Genomic DNA, 17,743 nt, shown 5'->3' on the forward strand with positions numbered 1-17,743 from the left:
CTTGCACTCGCCCTCTCCGACGTCGACGCCTCCTCCTACGACCTCCTCCTCATCCCCGGCGGCACCGTCAACGCGGACTCCCTCAGGCTTCAGCCGAAGGCGGTCGAGACCGTACGGGCCTTCGCGGGTTCCGGCCGGCCCGTGGCCGCGATCTGCCACGGCCCCTGGCTCGTGGTGGAGGCCGGCGTGGCCGAGGGGAAGACCCTCACGTCGTACGCCTCCGTGGCCACCGACATCCGTAACGCCGGCGGCAGTTGGGTCGACGAGGCCGTGTTCAACTGCGGTGCGAACGGCTGGCCGCTGATCACCTCCCGCACCCCGGACGACCTGAAGCAGTTCCTGGCCGAGACGGAAGCCGTACTGGCGGGGGTGGCGAGCTGACGGGCGCCACTCGCGGACACCGACGTCCCTCAGGCCCCAGAGAGACCGCTCCCAGAGACTGAGCCCGCCGCCCGATCACGAATCCTCGTGGTCGGGCGGCGGGCTTGCGTGTGCCGGGTGCTGGGGGAGCCGGGGGTGTGGTGGGTGACGGCCCGTCCGCGTGCCTGTTCCGGGCGGTCCCCGGCCGCCGCAGGGGTAAACCGTTTTCGGCCACATCCGTTCACGGTTCACCAACTGCCTTGGATCAGCAGCAAGTTGTGGCGTACGCCCTTACAATCGACCGCACGTCAGAGGTGGGTTCGGGAGGGGTGGGCGCCGCTCCTCGTCGCGATCCGCTTCGTCGCGATCCGCTTCGTCGAGACCCGCTTCGGCGCCGGGCGGGCGGCTCCGGCGGTCCCGGGCGGCGCGCGGCAGGACGGGCGGCGCCCGGCAGGACGGGCGGCGCGCGGCAGGACGGCGCGCGGTCGGCGGGCCACGGGTACGCGTACAGGCACGGGGAAACGGGGGCTGCGGGATGGCGGCTGGGGGTACGGGGGACGGCGGGCTGTTCGGGCTGCCCATGGTCGTGCCCCGGGCGACCGAGTACGCCCGGCTCGGCGTCGCGCCCGAGGCCACCGCCGAGGAGATCCGCGCGGCCGCCGCCCGGTACGACGCCAGGCTTCAGGCGCGTGGCGCGAGCGAGGACGAGATCATCGCCGCGCACGCCGTCAGCCTGGAGAGCGCCGAGGCCCGCGCCGCGCACGACGCCCGGTTCCCGCCGCTGCCCCTGCTGCGCCTCGCGCCGACCTGGGAGCCCGTCCTGGACGACCGCGACGCCGGACTCACCGTGCTGCGCAGGGAGATCGAGACCTTCCTCGCGGCGGCCGGCGAGAGCGTCCACCACCCGACGGACACCACCCGCACCGACTTCACCAGCGACTTCACCCGCACCCACCTGCTCGATGGCTTCGCCGACGAGTGAAGACGAGCGACCCCAAAGGATCCCGCATGGAAGACGAGCTGCACCGGGTCGTCGGCATCGACCTCGGCACCACCTACTCCGCCGTCTCCGCCTACGACCCCGACGACTTCGCGCCCAAGATCCTCGCCGACCCCGAGCACGAGGGCGCGGCGGCCGTCGCCACCCCCTCCGTCGTACGGATCGACCCCGCCACCGGCGCGCTCGTCGTCGGCCATGACGCCAAGAACGCCATCAGCCAGGAGGCGGGCGCGGGCGACGCGCTGGTCGAGATCAAGCGGGAGATGGGCGCCGTCTTCACGCCGGAACTGCTCCAGCACTTCGGTGCGAGCGGCGTCTACGCGGTCGACGACCCCGTACGGGCCAGGCTGGGCAACGAGTGGCTGCGGCCGCAGGAGATCAGCGCCCTCGTGCTCATGCGGATGAAGCGCATCGCCGAGCAGGCGCTGGGCGCCGAGATCCACGACGCCGTGGTCACCGTGCCCGCGTACTTCATGGAGCGGCAGAAGAAGGCCACCGAGGAAGCCGCCCTGCTCGCCGGGCTCTACCCCCGCCAGCTCATCCCCGAGCCCACCGCCGCCGCCATCGCCTACGGAGTCGACCGGGCCGAGTCCGAGCGGCAGATCTACCTCGTCTTCGACCTGGGCGGCGGCACGTTCGACGTGTCGATCATCGAGACCCGGGACGACGAGATCGAGGTCATCGCGACCGCCGGGGACCAGCGGCTCGGCGGCGGCGACTTCGACGACGCGATCGCCGCGTGGATCGTCGACAGCCTGGGCGAGACGCTGCCGAAGGACATGGACCGGCTGCGGATCAAGGCCGCGGCCGAGGTCGCCAAGCGTGAGCTGTCCCTGCGTTCCACCACCACCATCGGGCTCGGCGGCGCCACCGCTCCTCTCGAACTCGACCGGGCCGGTTTCGAGGCGCTGATCCAGCCCATCCTCGACCGTTCCCTGCACCAGGTCGACGAGGCGCTGCGGTTCGCCAGGACCGCCAAGGGTGTGGAGCGCGACCACATCAACGCCGTGCTGCTCGTGGGTGGTTCGACCCGCATCCCCCGGGTCAAGCAGATGCTGCTCGACTACTTCGACCAGGACGAGGGGTTCGTACGCGGCGACGCCAACCCCGACACCCTGGTCGCGCGGGGCGCCGCGATCGTGGCCAACCGGTTCGAACCGTCGCCCGCGTTCGACCTCGCCACCCGGCCGAACGCCGAACGGTCCGCGGACGAGCAGGACTACACCGTCACCCTGATCACCGAACACACCCTCGGCGTCGGGGTCCAGCAGGGCCGGTTCAACGCGCTGATCCCGCGCGGCACCAAGATCCCGGCCCGCCAGGTGAAGACGTACACCAACCCGGAGCAGGCCCACCGCATCGAAGCGGCGATCTACCAGGGCGAGGGCGACTACGTCTACGACAACGCGCTGATCGGCACGATCCACCTCGACGAGATCGAGCCGAGGCCCGAGGGATACCACCAGTTCGAGGTCGAGTTCTCGCTCGATGTGAACGGGCTGCTCGGGGTGCAGGTCACCCACACCAACACCGGGCGCGAATACCAGGCGACCTTCGACCAGAGCACCACCATCGGCAAGGTCGACGAACTCGCCGAGCGGCGCGCGGCGTTGATGGGCCTGTACGCCACGGTCCGGCCCGGCGGGGCGGCACCGGCGGTATCGGCGGCGGCATCGGTGGCATCGGTGGCACACGCGGCATCGGCTGCGGACGCGGCTGGAGCGGGCCAGGTGCCTGGGGCGCGCCAGATGCCTGGGGCGGGGCCGACCGCCGGGCCGGGTGCCGGTCCGAGTGCCGGGTCGAGTGCCGGTCCGGGTGCCGGCCCGGGTGCCGGTTCGGGTGCCGGTTCGGGCGCCGGGCCCGGTGCGTTCACCGTTCCCCCGCCCGTCGCCCCGCCCGCGGCCGCAGCCGTGGCCGCGCCGCTCCCGGGGCCCGTCGTCTCCGTGCCGGAGCCCGTCCAGAGCCCCGTCCCGGTGCCGGTGCCGGTGCCCGCGGCCGCGCCCGCCGCCGGGACCGATCCCGGCGACGTGCCGGCCGAGTACCGCCGCATGGTCAAGAAGGCGCTGCGGGCCGCCAGGGACGGTCATGCGACGGCCGCGCTCACCGATGCGCTGGACGCGTTCCTCGGCGGGGTGCGCACCGGCGCCGACGAGGACACCCTGGACGATCTCGCCGACCGGCTAGAGGACGCATATGACCACAGCCGTCGGTGAGCGGACCCGGGCCATCGAGGACGAGCTGGGCGCCGAGTACGCCGGGACCGGCTGGTGGGGCTCGCTCTACCGCGCGCCCCGGCGCAGGCGCTGGTACCGGCTCATCCCGGTCGAGGAGGTCAGCGGCGAACAGCGGGCCGAACTGCTCGCCTGGCAGACCCGCCCGCGCCGGCCCGACCTGGTGCCCGTGGTGCGCGAAGAGCGGGGTGAGCAACGGCAGTTGGCCGATCGCTGGTTCCAGATCGTCAGCTACGAGACCGACGCGGGGCGCAGTCTGTCCGACGCCGTCGCCGAGCCCGAGCCCGCCCACCGGGTCGCCTCCGTGACCGCCGCGCTGCGGGCGTTCCCCGGCTGGCGCGCGGCGGTCGGCGCCGGACTCGTCGCGCTGCCCGCCGACATCGTGCTGGCCGGTCGCCGCCCGCTGTTGCTGCCGCTGCCCGCCTGGGGCTCGCCCTCGCTCACGGAGGTCTTCGCCGAACCGGAGCGCATCGCCCACCTCACGCCTCAGGGGGCTCGCGGGCTGCCGGCCGAGGACCGCGACCCCGGCCTGCACAGCCTCGGTGTCGCGGCGCTGCGCTGCTTCGAGCCCCTGCCGGACGACGGGCCCGAACGGCTGCTCCAACGGGTCGCCTGCGCGGACCTGTTCGCCCCGCCCCGGCGCGAAGGCCGCCTGGCGTCCTGGATGCGGCGCGTGGAGCCCGTACAGGCCGTACGCGATGAGCTGCGCGAACTCACCGGGCCACGGGGCGCCGTGTTCGGCGATGAGGAGGTGCAACGACTTGCCGACGCCCTCGACCGGGCGCGCCACGCGATGGACCCGCTCACGGCGGTACGGGCCCTGCGCGACGCGGGCGAACCGCGCCGGGCCGTCGCGCTGGCCCACGCCGCGCTCGTCGACCGGCCCGGCTACCCGCTCCTGCTGCTCGCGGCCGAGATCGCCCACCGGGACCTGGGCGAACCCCTGGAGGCGCTGTCGCTCCTGGAGCGCGCCGTGCAGACGGATCCGGAGCGCACCGAGGCGTACGCGGCGCAGCTGTCCGTCATCGGCGGCTGGGCGGCGGTGCGGGTCCGCCTCGCCGGTGCCACCGACGGCTCCTACGCGCGGCGGCTCCAGGCGACGGCCCGCGCGGCCTTCGGCCGGCTGCCGCACGAGCAGCGCCGCGAGCACGCGCACGAGATGGCGTCCTGCCTGCTGGGACAGGGCGAACTGGCCGAGGCCAACGCCTTCGCGCACCAGTGGCTGCACGACGGGACCACGCTGATGTGGTGGCGCTTCGACCTCATGCTCGACTACGGCGAGAGCTTCCTCGGCCTCGGCCACCTCGACGCCGCCGCCCAGATCTCGGAGCAGGTCAGGGCGGGGCTGCGGCGGGTGCGGGAGACCGGCGGGATGGACCGGGGCGAGGTCCACGAGCACGGCATGCGGCTCGCGGACTTCGATCTGCGGCTGCACGAGGCACGGCACGGGAAGGCACGCGCATGACCACGATTCTGCTGTTCGCCGTCCTGCCGGTGCTGTTCCTGACGAGTGTGGCGAGCGCCGGGTACTTCCTGCTCGTCCTGCCCAGCCGCTGGCGGGTGCCGTACGAGGAGTCCCTGCCCCTGCTCGCCAGTGACGACCGTGACGCCCTCGAACGCGCCGACCGGCTGCTCGGGCGAGCCGTCAACGAGGGGCCGCGCGGCCGGGCGCTGAACCGGATCCGGTTCGCCCAGGCCTATGTCCGGGCCATGCTGGGGACCTACGAACCGGCCCGCTACGGCGCCGCCGCGACCGTACTCGACGAGCTGATCACCGCCGACGGACGCACGGAACACTCCGCCTACCTGGAACTGTGGGTCCAGGCACGGCTCGGCAACCACGACCGCGTCACCGACCTGTACGCCGAGCACCAGGCCCTGCTCGACGCCCGGCCGCAGAGCCGCCGCATCGCCGCCGTCTCGCACGTGCGGCTGGCCGCCGCGCACTGGCGCCGGCGGGAGACCGACGGGGCTCTGCACCACTTCGACCGGGTGCGGGAGCTCGGCGAACTCACCGAGTCCATCCCGCCCGAGGTGAACGACCTCCAGCTCGTCAAGGGCGTACAGGCGGTGTTCGACGGGCGCATCGAGGACGCGCGTGAGGCATTCGGCGATGCGCGTGAGCGTGCCGTGGAGCGTGCCGCTGAGGGGGGCACTGCGGGTGGCGCCGAGGGTGTCGGTGAGGGGGGCACTGCGGGTGGCGCCGAGGGTGCCGGTGCGCGGGGAGCCGAGCGCGGTGGTATGCGGGACGGTGAGCGCGATGTCACGGTCGTGCAGGCCGAGTTGGGGCTTCTCGTCTGCGACTGGGCGGACGGTGAGCCCGCGCGGCTCGCCGAAAGGCTGGCGCGGCTCGCGGAGCGGATCGAGCGCGGTCGGGGCGATGAGGCCGGCCCTGGCCGGGAGGGTGGCTCAGGCCGGGAGGGCGGCCCTGGCGGGGAGGGTGGCTCTGGCCGGGAGGGTGGCCCTGCTCGGCAAACTGATCCCGCTCAGCAGGGCGCCTCCGTCCAGGAAGGTGGCGGAGCCCGCGAGGCCGAGCCCGCCCCGAAGGGCGACGACACGGTGGAACGGCTGCGTGCGGGCATCGCCGTCCTGCGGCTCGTCGCGCTCCTGCGGGAGTGGCTGGCCAGGCCCGCGCTGTCCGGGGCGCCGTCGGCCGCCGACTTCGACGAGCTGCGGCGACGGGTGGGCGCGGTGCGCGCGGCGGATCCCGAACTCGGCGACGCCGCCCTCGTGGAGGGCCTTGTGCGCTACTACTTCGCCTTCGGCCAGCCCGAGCGCGAGCAGGCACTCGATGTCCTGGACGGCGGCACCGAGCAGGCCAAGGGCATCATGCTGCCCGAGGTGCTGGACCTCATGGAGCGCGAGCGCGCGCTCGGCGGGGAGGGGGACGCCATCTCCCGCTATCTCACCCTCGTCGCGGAGCTCCTTGACGATCCCGACCGCTCCGACGAGGACCGGGCCCAATTCCGGCGCCTCAAAGCCAAGTTCACTGCGTTCGGCGACCCCGGTGACCTCGACGAGGGGATCGTTCCACAGCAGCGGGCCGCGCCCGACGACCACCGGCGCCGCTCCCAGGCGCTGCGCAGGCGCATCGAGCTCATCGTCCACCCGCGCGTGCGGGACCTTCCCGACGACGCCCCGGCCAAGCGCGCCCTGCGTGAACTGCTCGCCGACCTCGACCGGGCCGGCGGGGTCTACGCCGAGGGCGCCGAGATCCTGCACGGCGCCGAGCAGAGGCTCATCACCAGCACCGGAGAGATCCTGCTGCCCGAGGAGCCCGGTGAGCCCGGTGAGCCCGAGGAGCTCAAGGTGTCCGCAGGCCCCGCAGGCCCCGCAGGCCCCGCAGGCCCCGCAGGCCCCGCAGGCCCCGGAGAGCCCGGACGACCTGGAGCGTCCCGACAGCCCGGGCACACCAGCGGCCCCGGGCGCCCCAGCGACCCCAGAGAGCCCTGGGTGGTCCAGGGGCCCGAGCAGGCCAAGCGGCCCGAGGGGGATCAGTGACCAGGTACCTGCCCACCCGGCGGTCCGGGGCGGCGCGCGGGTGGCTGCGGAAGCTCCTGCCGCACCAGCACGCCGCCGCCGATCACGCCGCCCTGCTCGACCGGCTGCCGCCGGTGGAGCACCGGCCCGCGGCGGACGAGGACCAGCTCTTCGAGCAGAGCTCGCTCGCCCGGGTGCTGCTCCTGATGGTGAAGGTGGACCAGGAAGCCGAGTACCTGCTGTGCCGGGAACTGGCCGAGCACGCGCTCGGCGCGGTCCCCGATCCCGGCGAGGCACCCGAGGAGGGGGAGCGCCGCACATGACCGGCACCGGCCGTGACCACACGTTCCAGGAAATCCGTCCCGTGCAGTCGCTCCACGCGCCTGCCTTCGAGTTCGCCGAGGTCGCGGGGCTCGGCGACTTCACCGAACACGACCGGCGCCTTGAGGAGCTGGCCCGCGAGGCGGCGGCCTCGGCCGCGTCGGAGACCGCCCTGGTCCTCGCGCCCCCCGTGGCGGCGCTCCTGGAGATGTCCCTCGACCTCGGCAGCGACGACGAGGACCTGCTGGAGGACGCCCGGGCGAACGCCGCGGCCCAGGAGTACGAGCTCGCCGTCGACCTGCTCACCGAGTACCTGGGCGCGCACCCCGAGCACCAGGAAGGCCGCTATCTGCACGCGTACTGCCTCTACCACCTGGACGCGCCACGGCAGTTGGAGGCCCTGCGCATCCTGCGTCCGCTGCGTGAGGAGTCCCTGGCCGACGACGGGCTGCGCGAGCGGATCCGGGACCTGCGCCGCGAACTGCGCCGCCGGCTCACCCCGGCGGAGGTCACCGCCTACACGCAGAGCGCGCACCGTGACCCGCGCGGGGCGCTGGCCCGTGTCGAGGCGTTCGTCGAACTGGCCCCGGAGGAAGGCACCTTGTCCTACCTCCTCGCCCTCGGCCAGGCACGCGAAGGGGATCTGGAGCGGGCCCTTGAGACCGCGGAGCGCGGCGCCGCACAGGCGGACACCGACCGCGAACAGGTGGCGTCCCTCGCCCGCAGACTGCTGCTCGTGCTGCTCGCGCCCCAGGTCGCGCCGGCCGTCTCCGCGTTCAAGACCGGTGATCTGGACCGCGCCCGGCGCGAGCTGGCCCGGATGGACCCCCGGTGGCGCCACAGCGTCGTCGTCGCCGACTTCGACGCGTATCTGGCCGTCCTGCCCGCCCGGGTGGACCCGCGCACACCGCCCCCGGCGCCCCGGCTGCCCGCCGACCGCACCGACGACCTCTACTCGCTGATCGCCGACGCCGACGGACAGGTCGCCGCCCAGCTGATGCGGGCCGGCCAGGCCGAACACGCCGAACGGCTGCTCGCCCCCATGCTCGCGCTGGTGCCCCGCTTCCCCTGGCTCAACTTCCTGTACGCCGCCTGCCTCTACCGCCTGCTGCGCGACCCGGACCGGGCGGCCTCCTGCGCGCGGATCGCGCTGCGCGACCCCACCCTCACGCAGGCCGGCGAGCTCCTTGAGGCGATCAGGAGCTGGCAGGAGGCATCGCTCGTCAACCCCGTGGTGGACGAGTACGTCGCCGCGATGGAATCCGTACGCGGCGCGGTGAGCGTCGAACGCCTCGCGGCGCTGCGGCTGCGCCTGACCGAACTGGAACGCGTACTCCCCGCCCTGTCGTCGGCCGTCCACAGCGAGACGGGCATCCGGATCGTCCGCGAGCTCGGGCAGGCCGTCGGACAGCGGCTCACGGAGGTCGCCGATGCCATGCTCGTGGGCGGGCTCTACGAGAAGTACGACCGCGTCATGTCCACCGCCAAGGGCGGCATCCGCGACGCCGGGCAGGCGGCCGGGCTCGGGCGGCTGCTGGACGGGCTGGCCGCCGAGATCAAGGCCGTGCGCAAGGGCGCGGCGAAGAGCACGGGCGCACAGGTCGACGAACTGGCCGCCCTCGTGGCCACCCGCCGTGCGGAGGTCGAGAAGGTGACCAGGGGCATCGAAGTGTCCGCCCTGGTACGGCGGTTCAACGCGCTGGCCGAGCAGCTGTCCGATCCCCTCGCGCGGCTGCGCCCCGAACCGCCGGCCGTCGTGCGCTCCCGGCTCAGCCGGATCCTCGACGACGCGCGCAGTCTGCGCCGCGGCGCCAAGCGCACCCTGGACGCCCGTGACCAGGCGCTCCTCGACGAACTGATCGGGACGATCTCCGGGATGCTGCGATGACGACGGACAGCCGGAGCGCCCCGGCGACGGACGGCGGTCCGGCCCCGGCCGGCGCCGGGCAGTGGGACGTGTTCATCAGCTACGCACGTGAGGACTACATCCAGGCCAAGGACCTGCACGACGCCCTCAGCGGCTGCGTGACCGCGCACGGCGGGGCGCCGAGGATCTACCTCGACGTGTCCCGCACCAGCGGCACCCCGCTGGGCGCGGACTGGCAGACCTTCCTTGAGGAGGCCCTGCCGCGCAGCCGGCACGTGGTCGCGCTCTACTCGCAGACGTACTTCGACAAGCCCGTCTGCCAGTGGGAGCTGCACGAGGCGTACAAGCTGAACCCGCCGGAGGGCGGCCGGCTCATTCCGCTGCTCATGGACCCGGGCGCCGCCGCGAAGGTTCCCTACATCGTGAACCGGATCAACTGGATCCCCACCTCGCGGCCGCACTGGATCGACGAGGTGCGCCGGGCGGTGGGGCTGCGCCCCGCGGGGGCGCGCACCACCTTGCGGTTCGACACATCGCTCACCGAGGCCGTCGTCGGCCACACACTGGCCGCGGTGAGCGTCAGCGGGTCTGTGGCGGACGGCGCCCCGGCGTGGCCGGTCGACGCCGCGGTCACCGTCAGCGCCGAACCGGCCGATGCGGAGCTGACCGGCACGCTCACCGCGCCGGTCGCCCGGAACACGGCCGTCTTCACCGGCCTCGCGTTCCGGGCGACCGCGGCCGAGGTGCGGCTCGTCGCGACCGCGCCGGGCTGCGAACCGGCCGCCAGCGCGCCCTTCCCGGTACGGGCACCCGAGGAGCCCACGTCGTGGGACGAGGCGGACCGGCCCGCGCTCGCCACGCGTGGACGTCCGGTGTTCTTCCCCGGCAGCCGGGCGCTCGCCGTCCTCGACGGCCGCGCCCTGACGGTCCACACGGCGGCGTACGAGGCGGTCGGCGTCGCGGAGTTGAGGGACCGGCCCCGGCTGTGGGCGCGCGGGCGGCGCTGCCTCGCCGTCGCCGACTGGTCGGGGCGGGTGATCCTGGCGGGACCGGACGGCCGGGTCCGGGCCGAGGACCTTCCGGCCCCGCGGGGCGCACGGTTCAACGTGCCGGGAGCACTGGCCTTCGACGGGGACGACGCCCTGTACGCCGGCCTGTGGGGAGGGACGGTGTGGCGCCTCACCCTGGACGGCGGGCCGCCGGAGCGGGTGCTCGAACACCCGGCGGGCGTCCAGGTGTTGACGGCCGCGGGCGACGGTCTGCTGGTGGGCGGCCTCGACGGCGTCCTCACCCGCTACGCGGCCGGGCAGGCGGTGTCCCGGCACAGCGTGGAGCCGATGCTGCTGGCCATGACGGAGGTGCGCGACTTCGTGCTGGTCGTGGGCGAGCGGCGGATCCACCGGCTCGACCCGGCGGGCGGCCGGCTGCTCCAGGTGTCCCAGCCCGTCGGCGCGGTCACCGGGGCGCTGGCCGGCGGTGAGCTGACCGCGATCGTCGACGCGGCGGGCCGGGGGGTCTGCTTCGACGCCGAGCTCGCGGTGCGGGTCGGCTTCCACACGGTGCCGGGAGCGCGGCCGGTGGCCTGCGCCCAAGGAGGGTGGCTGCTGGTCGTCGAACACCCCGACGGCTCGCACGCGCTGGTGCGCGACGGCCGTACGACCTATGTGTCCCGGCATCCGATGACCGTGTCCGACGACGGTCTGCGGGCCGCGGTGTCGGACGGGGAACGGCTGCTGGTCGTGCCGTCGCCGGAGCTGGGCGACGGCCCGACGCAGGCGGAACGGGCATGAGGGCCGCACGGCCCCTGGAGAGCCGGCCCGATGTCCTGGAGCGCACGGCGGAACGGCTGTGGGCCGACCACGAACAGCGCATCCCGCTCACCCAGGGCCAGTTGGACGCTCTGGTGGAGGCGTCCTTCCGGCTCGGGGTGCACCCCGCAACCGAGCCCGCGCGGGCGCTGACCCTGCTGGTCCGCGCCCACCGCCTGGACAACGCCAACCCCAAGCACTCCTATCACGTGGGGCTGCTCCACCTGCGTCACGGGCGCCTCGACGCCGCCGTGCGCTGGCTGACCGCGGCCGCCGAACTGTCACCGACCCACCACCGCGTCTGGGCCCATCTGAGCCTCGCGCACCGACAGCTCGCCGCGTCCGGCGCCGACGGCCACGACGGCCACGAGGACAACCGCACGCGCGCGGAGGCGATCGCCGAGACGATCCGCGCGGGCCGCCACGACTTCGACCCCGAAGCCGCGCGGGCCGCGGAGCCCGCGCTGCCGCTGCTGCGGCCGGGGGAGTGCCGCTGGTCCGGCGTCCACGACATGGCGGCCGACGCACGGCTGCGCGGCCGGACCGCCGAGCGCAGCCGGGACGTACTGGCCGCCGAACTGGAAAGCGTCGCCGAACTGGCGGCCCGGCGCCGGGGAGGCACGGCCGCGTTCACCGTGCTCGCCGTGCAGTGGATGGTGTACGGCTATCCGAGCGCGACCGTACGCCGCCTGGCGCAGCCGCTCAGGCAGGACGACGGGCCCGCGATCCGGCTCCTGAACCTGGTCTGCGACCTGTTCGAGACCGACCGCGCCGAGCTCCCGCGGCGTCTCGCGGCGTGCCTCGCCGACGGGTCGCTGCCGGACACGCTCACCGCGCTGATCCACCGGCACCGCCTGTTCTGGCGGCCGCTGCGGTTCCCCGACCTCGGCGCGCACGCGGCGGCCAGGGCGTTCACGGACGGCGAGGACCCCGCCCGGCACGAGAAGGCGCTGCGCTGCGCACACAAGGCGCTCGGCGCCGGGCCGCCCGCGCCGATGGAGGACGCCGCCGCGCCCGCCGCTGCCGCGCGGGAGGCGGCCGGGCCCGATGAACGGCTCGCGGTGTTCGAGGAGGCGGCCGCGCGGCTGAGCTCCCTCGGCGACGACGCGCTCGGCCACGCCAAGACGCTGGCGAAGAGCGCGGTGAGCGACGCGGCCGCCTTCGCCCGGGCCTTGGGCGACACGGAGATTTTGAGTGGCCTGGTGGGCGGCCTCGAAGGAGTGCGGCAGGCGTGGCTCGAAGCGCTCCAGCGGTTCAAGGACGCCGAACCGGCCGGTCTGGTCATGGAGTTCGACGCATTCCGCCGACGGGTGGAGGAGTGCGAGGCGCTGTTCCAGCAGCCCCTGGGCAGTCTGCGCAGCATCCTCCACAAGAAGGTGGAGCGGAAACTGGCAGGCAGGGAGCAGGAGTTCGCCGGGACCGCGCCCGCCGCCTCCGCGCAGGCCCTGGCACTCGGGGAGCGCCTTTCGGCCCTGGAGGCGTGGCAGCCCCCGGGGATCGCGGCCGCGGGCGCGAGCGCCGCCGGGGCCGACCGGATCCCCGAACCGCCCCCGCCGCCCGCCGACGCCGGTCCGCGCGAACGCGTCGCCCACGCACTCGGGGCCGCCGAGGCCCGCCTCGACGCGAACTTCGACGACGCGTGGCGGACCCTTGAGGCCTATCCGCCGCACCTGAAACACCGCGAGGCCGTCACCCTGCTGCGCGCCTACCTCGGGGGACAGCAGGCCGAGTCCGATCTGCGGCTGGGCCGCAGCACGGCCGCCCGGCGGCGCTGGGTCGCCATGCTCAAGGACGACCCGCTGCACCCCGCGGTGCTGCGCAACCTCGCGGTGGCGCACACCGTGGCGGGGGATCCGGCCCCGGCCGCCTCCGCGTGGCGGCGCCACCTGGAGGCGCTGTACCTGCGGGACCTGGCACACGGCGACATCCGCCGGGGGGCCGCCGAGCGCGCCGAGACGCACCGCGTGCTGGCCGGTTCCTTCGGCACGGGCCCGCTGTGCGCCCTCGCGCCCGGCAGTGAACTGGAGGGGGACCTGCGCGAGGTGCCACCCGTCCTGGCCGGCACGGGCAAGGTCACGATCGCCACCGCCCACCTGCGCCTCGAAGAGCTCAACCACACGCTCTCGCACCGCGGTCCGACCCTCCTGCTGGGGGTCGGCCGCGCGGTGGGCGAGGCGGAGCTTGCCGCCGCACGTGAACGCGCCACGGAGGCGGTCGACGCGGCCGTACGGGCGCTGCCGGCCCGGGTGCGGGAGCCGTTCGCGAAGCTGTGCGGGCAGCGGGTCGAGGAGGCGTACCACGAGGCGTCGCAGACGCACCGCCGCACCCGAAGGCCCGGTGACGAGGCCGAGGAGCGGGCGCACGAGGAATGGCTGCGCCGGCGGGTCCTGTGGAAGCTGCGGCTCGCGGACGCGCTCACGGGGGAGCGGGCGGAGTGGCCGCTCACCGAGTACTCCGGTGACGTGATCGCGAACCTGCGTCTCGTCGACGCGCTGCCCCTCGACCCGGCGAACGAGCTGGTGCAGCGCACGGCCCGGCTGCTCGGGGTGCCGGGCGACCCCGCGGAGACCATCGGGCGCCACAACCAACTCGCCGTCCTGGCCTGCACGTTCGCGCTGGGCCAGATCTTCGGCGCGGCGGAGGAGACCTCCGCGGGGCCGGTCACCCAGGACTTCCCCGAGCGGTTCAGACGTACCGCACGCTCCTGGGGGCGCAACGGCGACGCCATTCCCGAGCGGTACGCCGATCTGCTCGACGACCCGGTGCAGCTCTACCGCCCATCGGCGCGCTCCGCGTTCGCGATCCTGGGGGCGTCCGCCGTCCCCGCCGACGACGGCGAGCGCCGCATCGTCGAGGCCGGCGTGACCGGCCTCGCGCGGTGGGTGGCCCGACTGCCCGGCGCCACCGGGCCCGCCCGCGCCCTGGCCAGACTGCTCACCAGTCTCGACCGGCACGACGAGGCCCATGAGGTGCTGTCGAAGGCGGGCGACGAGGCGTTCGGGGAGCGCGGACGACGACAACTGGCCGTGTCGTTCGTCCGCCTCGACATCGCACGCGGCGCGTACGCGGAGGCCGTCGCGCGGATACGGGCGCTCCTGGACGGCGGCTTCGACGACGCGTGGCTGCGCCGGCTGCTGGTCGAGGCGTACAACCACTGGATCAGCTCGGGCAAGCACGTACCACCGGCGCGGCGCATCGCCGAGGACTTCGCGCGGTGGAGCGACCCCGAGACGGTCGACAACCGTCGCGTCCTGGTCGTCGGCGCGGTCATGGCCCCGCACCGCGACCGCCCCGACGGGGCCGGGCCGCTCGCGGACGAGCTGCGGGAGCTGTGCGTGGCGGACCCGGGCAATGTGGAGGCCCGCTACCACCTGGTCCACGCGCTGTACGGGCACGCCTGGCAGGTCCGCGAACAGATCAGGTCCGCGGCGGGCGGGCGCCGCCGCACCCTGCGCGACCGGCTCGACGCGATCCGCGCCGAGTGCGAGGAACACGCCCTTCGCCTCCTCGGCACCGGGCAGGCCGTGTTCGCCGGGAGCGAGGCCGTCGCACCGGAACGGGCCACGGACACCGGCGTACTCAGGGACGGGGCCCGGCGCGCCAAACTGGAGGACATCCTCCGTTCGGTACGCCCCGGCCGCGGCTGACCGGGGCGGGGGCGACTTCGTCGGGGAGCGGGTTAGGGGGTGTCTGGTGGATCAGGGTCGGTCAGGGTGCCGTGCCAGGCGCCGCACCCCCGGCCATGATCCACCAGACACCCCTAGGCGCGCTTCCTCTTCGCCTTGGGCGCGGTGGCCGGTCCGGGTTCTTCGGCCTCTCCTGCCACGGGGCCCGCCGCGGCGTCCTGCGCCACGGCCGCGAGGATCGTGGCGACGTTCACATGCAGGTCGAAGGGGGCCAGTTCGAAGTACTTCAGGGCCTTGCCGTCCTCGGAGAGCTCCAGGCTGCCGAGGACGAGCCCGGCCTTTTCCAGCCGCTCCAGATGCATGTAGAGCAGGGGCCGGGACATGCCGAGACGGCGTGCGAGTTCGCTGACGTACATGCGGCCGTCGGAGAGTTCGGCGATGACCCTGAGCCGCTGGGCGTGGCCGACGGCGGCAAGTACGGCCAGTAGCTCCTCGCTGGTCATGGCCCCACCTCTGGCATTCCGGAAACCTGTAGGTCGAGACTTTCCCATGACATGAACGGCTGTCAAACGTACGTCGTGCCCTACAGGCGCACCGGCCCGGGAAGGGGCGGACGCCGGACCGGAGGGATGTCCGGGCCGGCGTCCGCCGCAGGCGCCCGGCGACCTAATGATGGGTACGGACCGCCGGGCTCAGGGCCGTCGGGTCACCGGCCGGGGCGGTGGTGGCGTGGCGCTGTGCCCGTCGCATCGTGCGGGACGGCCACCAGCTCGCGTTGCCGAGCAGCATCAGGGCGGCGGGGAGGATCATGACCCGGATGACGAAGGCGTCCAGGAGGACCGCCACCGCCAGGCTGAAGCCGATCTGCTTCATCTCGGCCAGGTGCAGGAACATGAAGCTGGCGAAGACGGTGACCATGACGATCGCCGCGCTGGTGACCACCTTGGCCGAGTGGCCGATCCCGTCGATCACGGCCTGCCGGGTGGGCACTCCGCGCTGCGCCGCCTCCTTGATCCGGCTGACGACGAAGACCTGGTAGTCCATCGAGAGGCCGAACAGGATCACGAAGAGGAACAGCGGTACACGGGAGCCGATGGCGTGCGTGGCGCCGTCCTCGAAGCCGAACACCGTGGAGGCCAGGCCCCATTGGAAGAAGACGACGACCAGCCCGAACGAGGCGCCGACGGACAGCAGGTTGAGCAGGACACCCAGCGCGGCGATGGTCGCCGAGCCGAAGACGAACAGCGTCAGGATGAAGGTCAGCAGGAGCAGGAACCCGACGACGATGGGCAGCTTGTCGTTCTGGTGGGCGAGGTAGTCGGCGTCCTGGGCGACGGGACCGCTGACCGCGAACTCGGCGCCCTTCACCTTCCCCAGGGTCTCCGGCAGGAAGTCCTGGCGCAGTTCCTTCAGCGAGTCGTGCGCCTGGGGGGAGCTCAGGTTGTGGGGCACGGACAGGGTCAGGACGCTGATCCTGCCGTCCGGTGACGTCTCCAGCCGGGGGGCCTTCTTGGCGAACATCGGGTCGGCCTGGGCCTTGGCGGCCAGCTCGTTCAGGGCCGACCGCACCTCGGCCTTCTCGCCGGGGTTGTTGTCGCGCACCATCACCCAGTGCTCGGCCAGCAGGTCGGGGAAGGCCGCGTTGAGCCGGTCGTAGACCTTCATCTGCGGGATGGCCCGGGAGTGCGTGGCGGTGTTCAGCACCCGCAGGTGCATGCCGAACGCGGGGAGCGCGAGGCCGCACATCACGAGCACGGAGACCAGCAGGGTGGCTGCCGGATGGTTCTTGGCGGGCCGCAGCAGCGCGCTCCACACCCGGCCGAGCTCTTCGGACTTGTGCGCCCTGATCCGCTTGCCGCGCGCTGTCGCGCGGGCGGTCCTGCGGTCCAGACGCCGGCCGATGAGGACCAGCAGGGCGGGCAGCGCGACCATCGAGCTGAGGACGGCGACCAGGACGACCACGATGGTGGCGATGGCCAGCGAGGTGAAGATGATGTCGGTGGCGAGGAAGAGGGTGGCGGTGGACAGGGCGACGGCGAGGCCGGAGACGGCGATGGCCCGGCCCGATGTCGCGGCGGCGATCCCCACCAGGGCCTCGGGGCTGAGCCGGCCGCCCGCGCGGGCCCGTTCCTCCCGTTCCCGCTTGAGGTAGAAGAGCGTGTAGTCGACGCCGACCGCCATCCCGATCAGCAGGATGACGCTCTTGCCGACGCCCGCGTCGGGCACCAGGTGCGAGATCAGCTGGGACAGGCCCATGGCGGCGCCGATCGAGGAGACCGCGAGCAGCAGCGGTACGCCGACCATGATCAGCGAGCCGAACACGACCAGCAGCGTGATCAGGGTGACCGGGAAGGTGATCTCCTCGGAGGTCGCGAGGTCGTCGTCGCGCGACGAGTCGAGGCCCTTGGAGACCGAGGCGTCGCCGGACTCCTCGATGCGCAGGCCGGGGTTGTTCTTCTGGACCTCGGCGGTCTCATCGAGCAGCGGCTGGATGTGCTTCTGGGCCTCAAGTCGCAGGCCCTTCATGGTCACTTCGACCATGAGCATCGTGCCGTCGGCCGACCGCACGGGGTCCGCGACCTGTGCGACCTCGGGCAGCTGCTTCATCCGGGCGGCGACGTCCCGCGCGGCGCTCTGGGCGGCCGTGCCGGGGGCGGCGCCCGAGCGGTCGGTGATCATGACCCGTTCGGCGGGCTTGTGCTGGAGGTTGCCCTCCGATGCGATGGCCTCGGCCCGGCCCGCCTCGCCCACCCAGTAGTCCTTGTCGCCGGCGTCGACCGTGCCGACCGCGCCGCCGAGGACGAGACACAGGGCGACGAACACGAACCAGCCGATGAGGGCCCGTCCTGGGTGCAGGGCACTCCAGCTCGCCACCTTCACGGTGATTGGCTGTCTCTTCACTGACCCAGCTCCTTACAGAAGTCACTACTACCCGACGGGTGTAAGTCGAGAGTTACACGTGGTCTGGTGGGCCGTCAACCCTCGACGTGGGCGCCGGGTGGGCCCCTCGCGCGCGCCATTCCCCTTGTGTGTGAAGGGAGTTGGAGGCG

At 73.6% G+C, this 17,743-nt stretch carries 10 protein-coding genes and 1 pseudogene; 9 read left to right on the plus strand and 2 right to left on the minus strand.

All coding sequences use genetic code 11. The annotated features are described in order from the left end of the window. Positions 1-3: 3 nt before the first annotated feature. From ACGFW5_RS03885 to ACGFW5_RS03925, 9 genes and pseudogenes are all read left to right on the plus strand, one after another. A pseudogene (locus ACGFW5_RS03885) lies at positions 4-381 on the plus strand (DJ-1/PfpI family protein); the annotation flags it as partial. A 514-nt stretch (positions 382-895) separates the two neighbouring features. After that, on the plus strand, positions 896-1,342 hold the full coding sequence (locus ACGFW5_RS03890; RefSeq protein ID WP_393832558.1) for a hypothetical protein: 447 nt from the start codon (positions 896-898) through the stop codon (positions 1,340-1,342). 26 nt (positions 1,343-1,368) lie between these two features. Then, positions 1,369-3,573, plus strand: coding sequence for an Hsp70 family protein (locus ACGFW5_RS03895; RefSeq protein ID WP_393832559.1), 2,205 nt, complete (start codon positions 1,369-1,371; stop codon positions 3,571-3,573). Further along, positions 3,554-5,056, plus strand: coding sequence for a hypothetical protein (locus ACGFW5_RS03900; protein ID WP_393832560.1), 1,503 nt, complete (start codon positions 3,554-3,556; stop codon positions 5,054-5,056). Before ACGFW5_RS03895 ends, ACGFW5_RS03900 begins: the two co-directional genes overlap by 20 nt. Further along, positions 5,053-7,092 (plus strand): hypothetical protein, encoded by a 2,040-nt coding sequence (locus tag ACGFW5_RS03905; RefSeq protein ID WP_393832561.1) that lies wholly within the window; start codon positions 5,053-5,055, stop codon positions 7,090-7,092. The genes ACGFW5_RS03900 and ACGFW5_RS03905 overlap by 4 nt, the downstream gene beginning before the upstream one ends. After that, positions 7,089-7,394 (plus strand): hypothetical protein, encoded by a 306-nt coding sequence (locus ACGFW5_RS03910; protein ID WP_393832562.1) that lies wholly within the window; start codon positions 7,089-7,091, stop codon positions 7,392-7,394. Before ACGFW5_RS03905 ends, ACGFW5_RS03910 begins: the two co-directional genes overlap by 4 nt. Then, a complete protein-coding gene (locus ACGFW5_RS03915; RefSeq protein WP_393832563.1) occupies positions 7,391-9,280 on the plus strand; it encodes a hypothetical protein in 1,890 nt (629 codons plus the stop codon). The genes ACGFW5_RS03910 and ACGFW5_RS03915 overlap by 4 nt, the downstream gene beginning before the upstream one ends. Then, positions 9,277-11,049 (plus strand): toll/interleukin-1 receptor domain-containing protein, encoded by a 1,773-nt coding sequence (locus ACGFW5_RS03920; RefSeq protein WP_393832564.1) that lies wholly within the window; start codon positions 9,277-9,279, stop codon positions 11,047-11,049. Before ACGFW5_RS03915 ends, ACGFW5_RS03920 begins: the two co-directional genes overlap by 4 nt. After that, the gene (locus ACGFW5_RS03925) at positions 11,046-14,714 is read left to right on the plus strand and encodes a hypothetical protein (RefSeq protein WP_393832565.1); all 3,669 of its coding nucleotides are present in this window, start codon (positions 11,046-11,048) and stop codon (positions 14,712-14,714) included. Before ACGFW5_RS03920 ends, ACGFW5_RS03925 begins: the two co-directional genes overlap by 4 nt. 113 nt (positions 14,715-14,827) lie before the next feature. Here the strand turns inward: ACGFW5_RS03925 and ACGFW5_RS03930 are convergent, their stop codons facing one another. Further along, complete coding sequence (locus tag ACGFW5_RS03930; RefSeq protein ID WP_393832566.1) at positions 14,828-15,196, minus strand: ArsR/SmtB family transcription factor; 369 nt, start codon at positions 15,194-15,196, stop codon at positions 14,828-14,830. 163 nt (positions 15,197-15,359) lie between these two features. Next, positions 15,360-17,594, minus strand: coding sequence for an MMPL family transporter (locus tag ACGFW5_RS03935; protein WP_393832567.1), 2,235 nt, complete (start codon positions 17,592-17,594; stop codon positions 15,360-15,362). Positions 17,595-17,743: the final 149 nt, after the last annotated feature.

The sequence above is a fragment of the Streptomyces sp. NPDC048416 genome (assembly GCF_043200435.1).
Classification (GTDB): Bacteria; Actinomycetota; Actinomycetes; order Streptomycetales; family Streptomycetaceae; genus Streptomyces.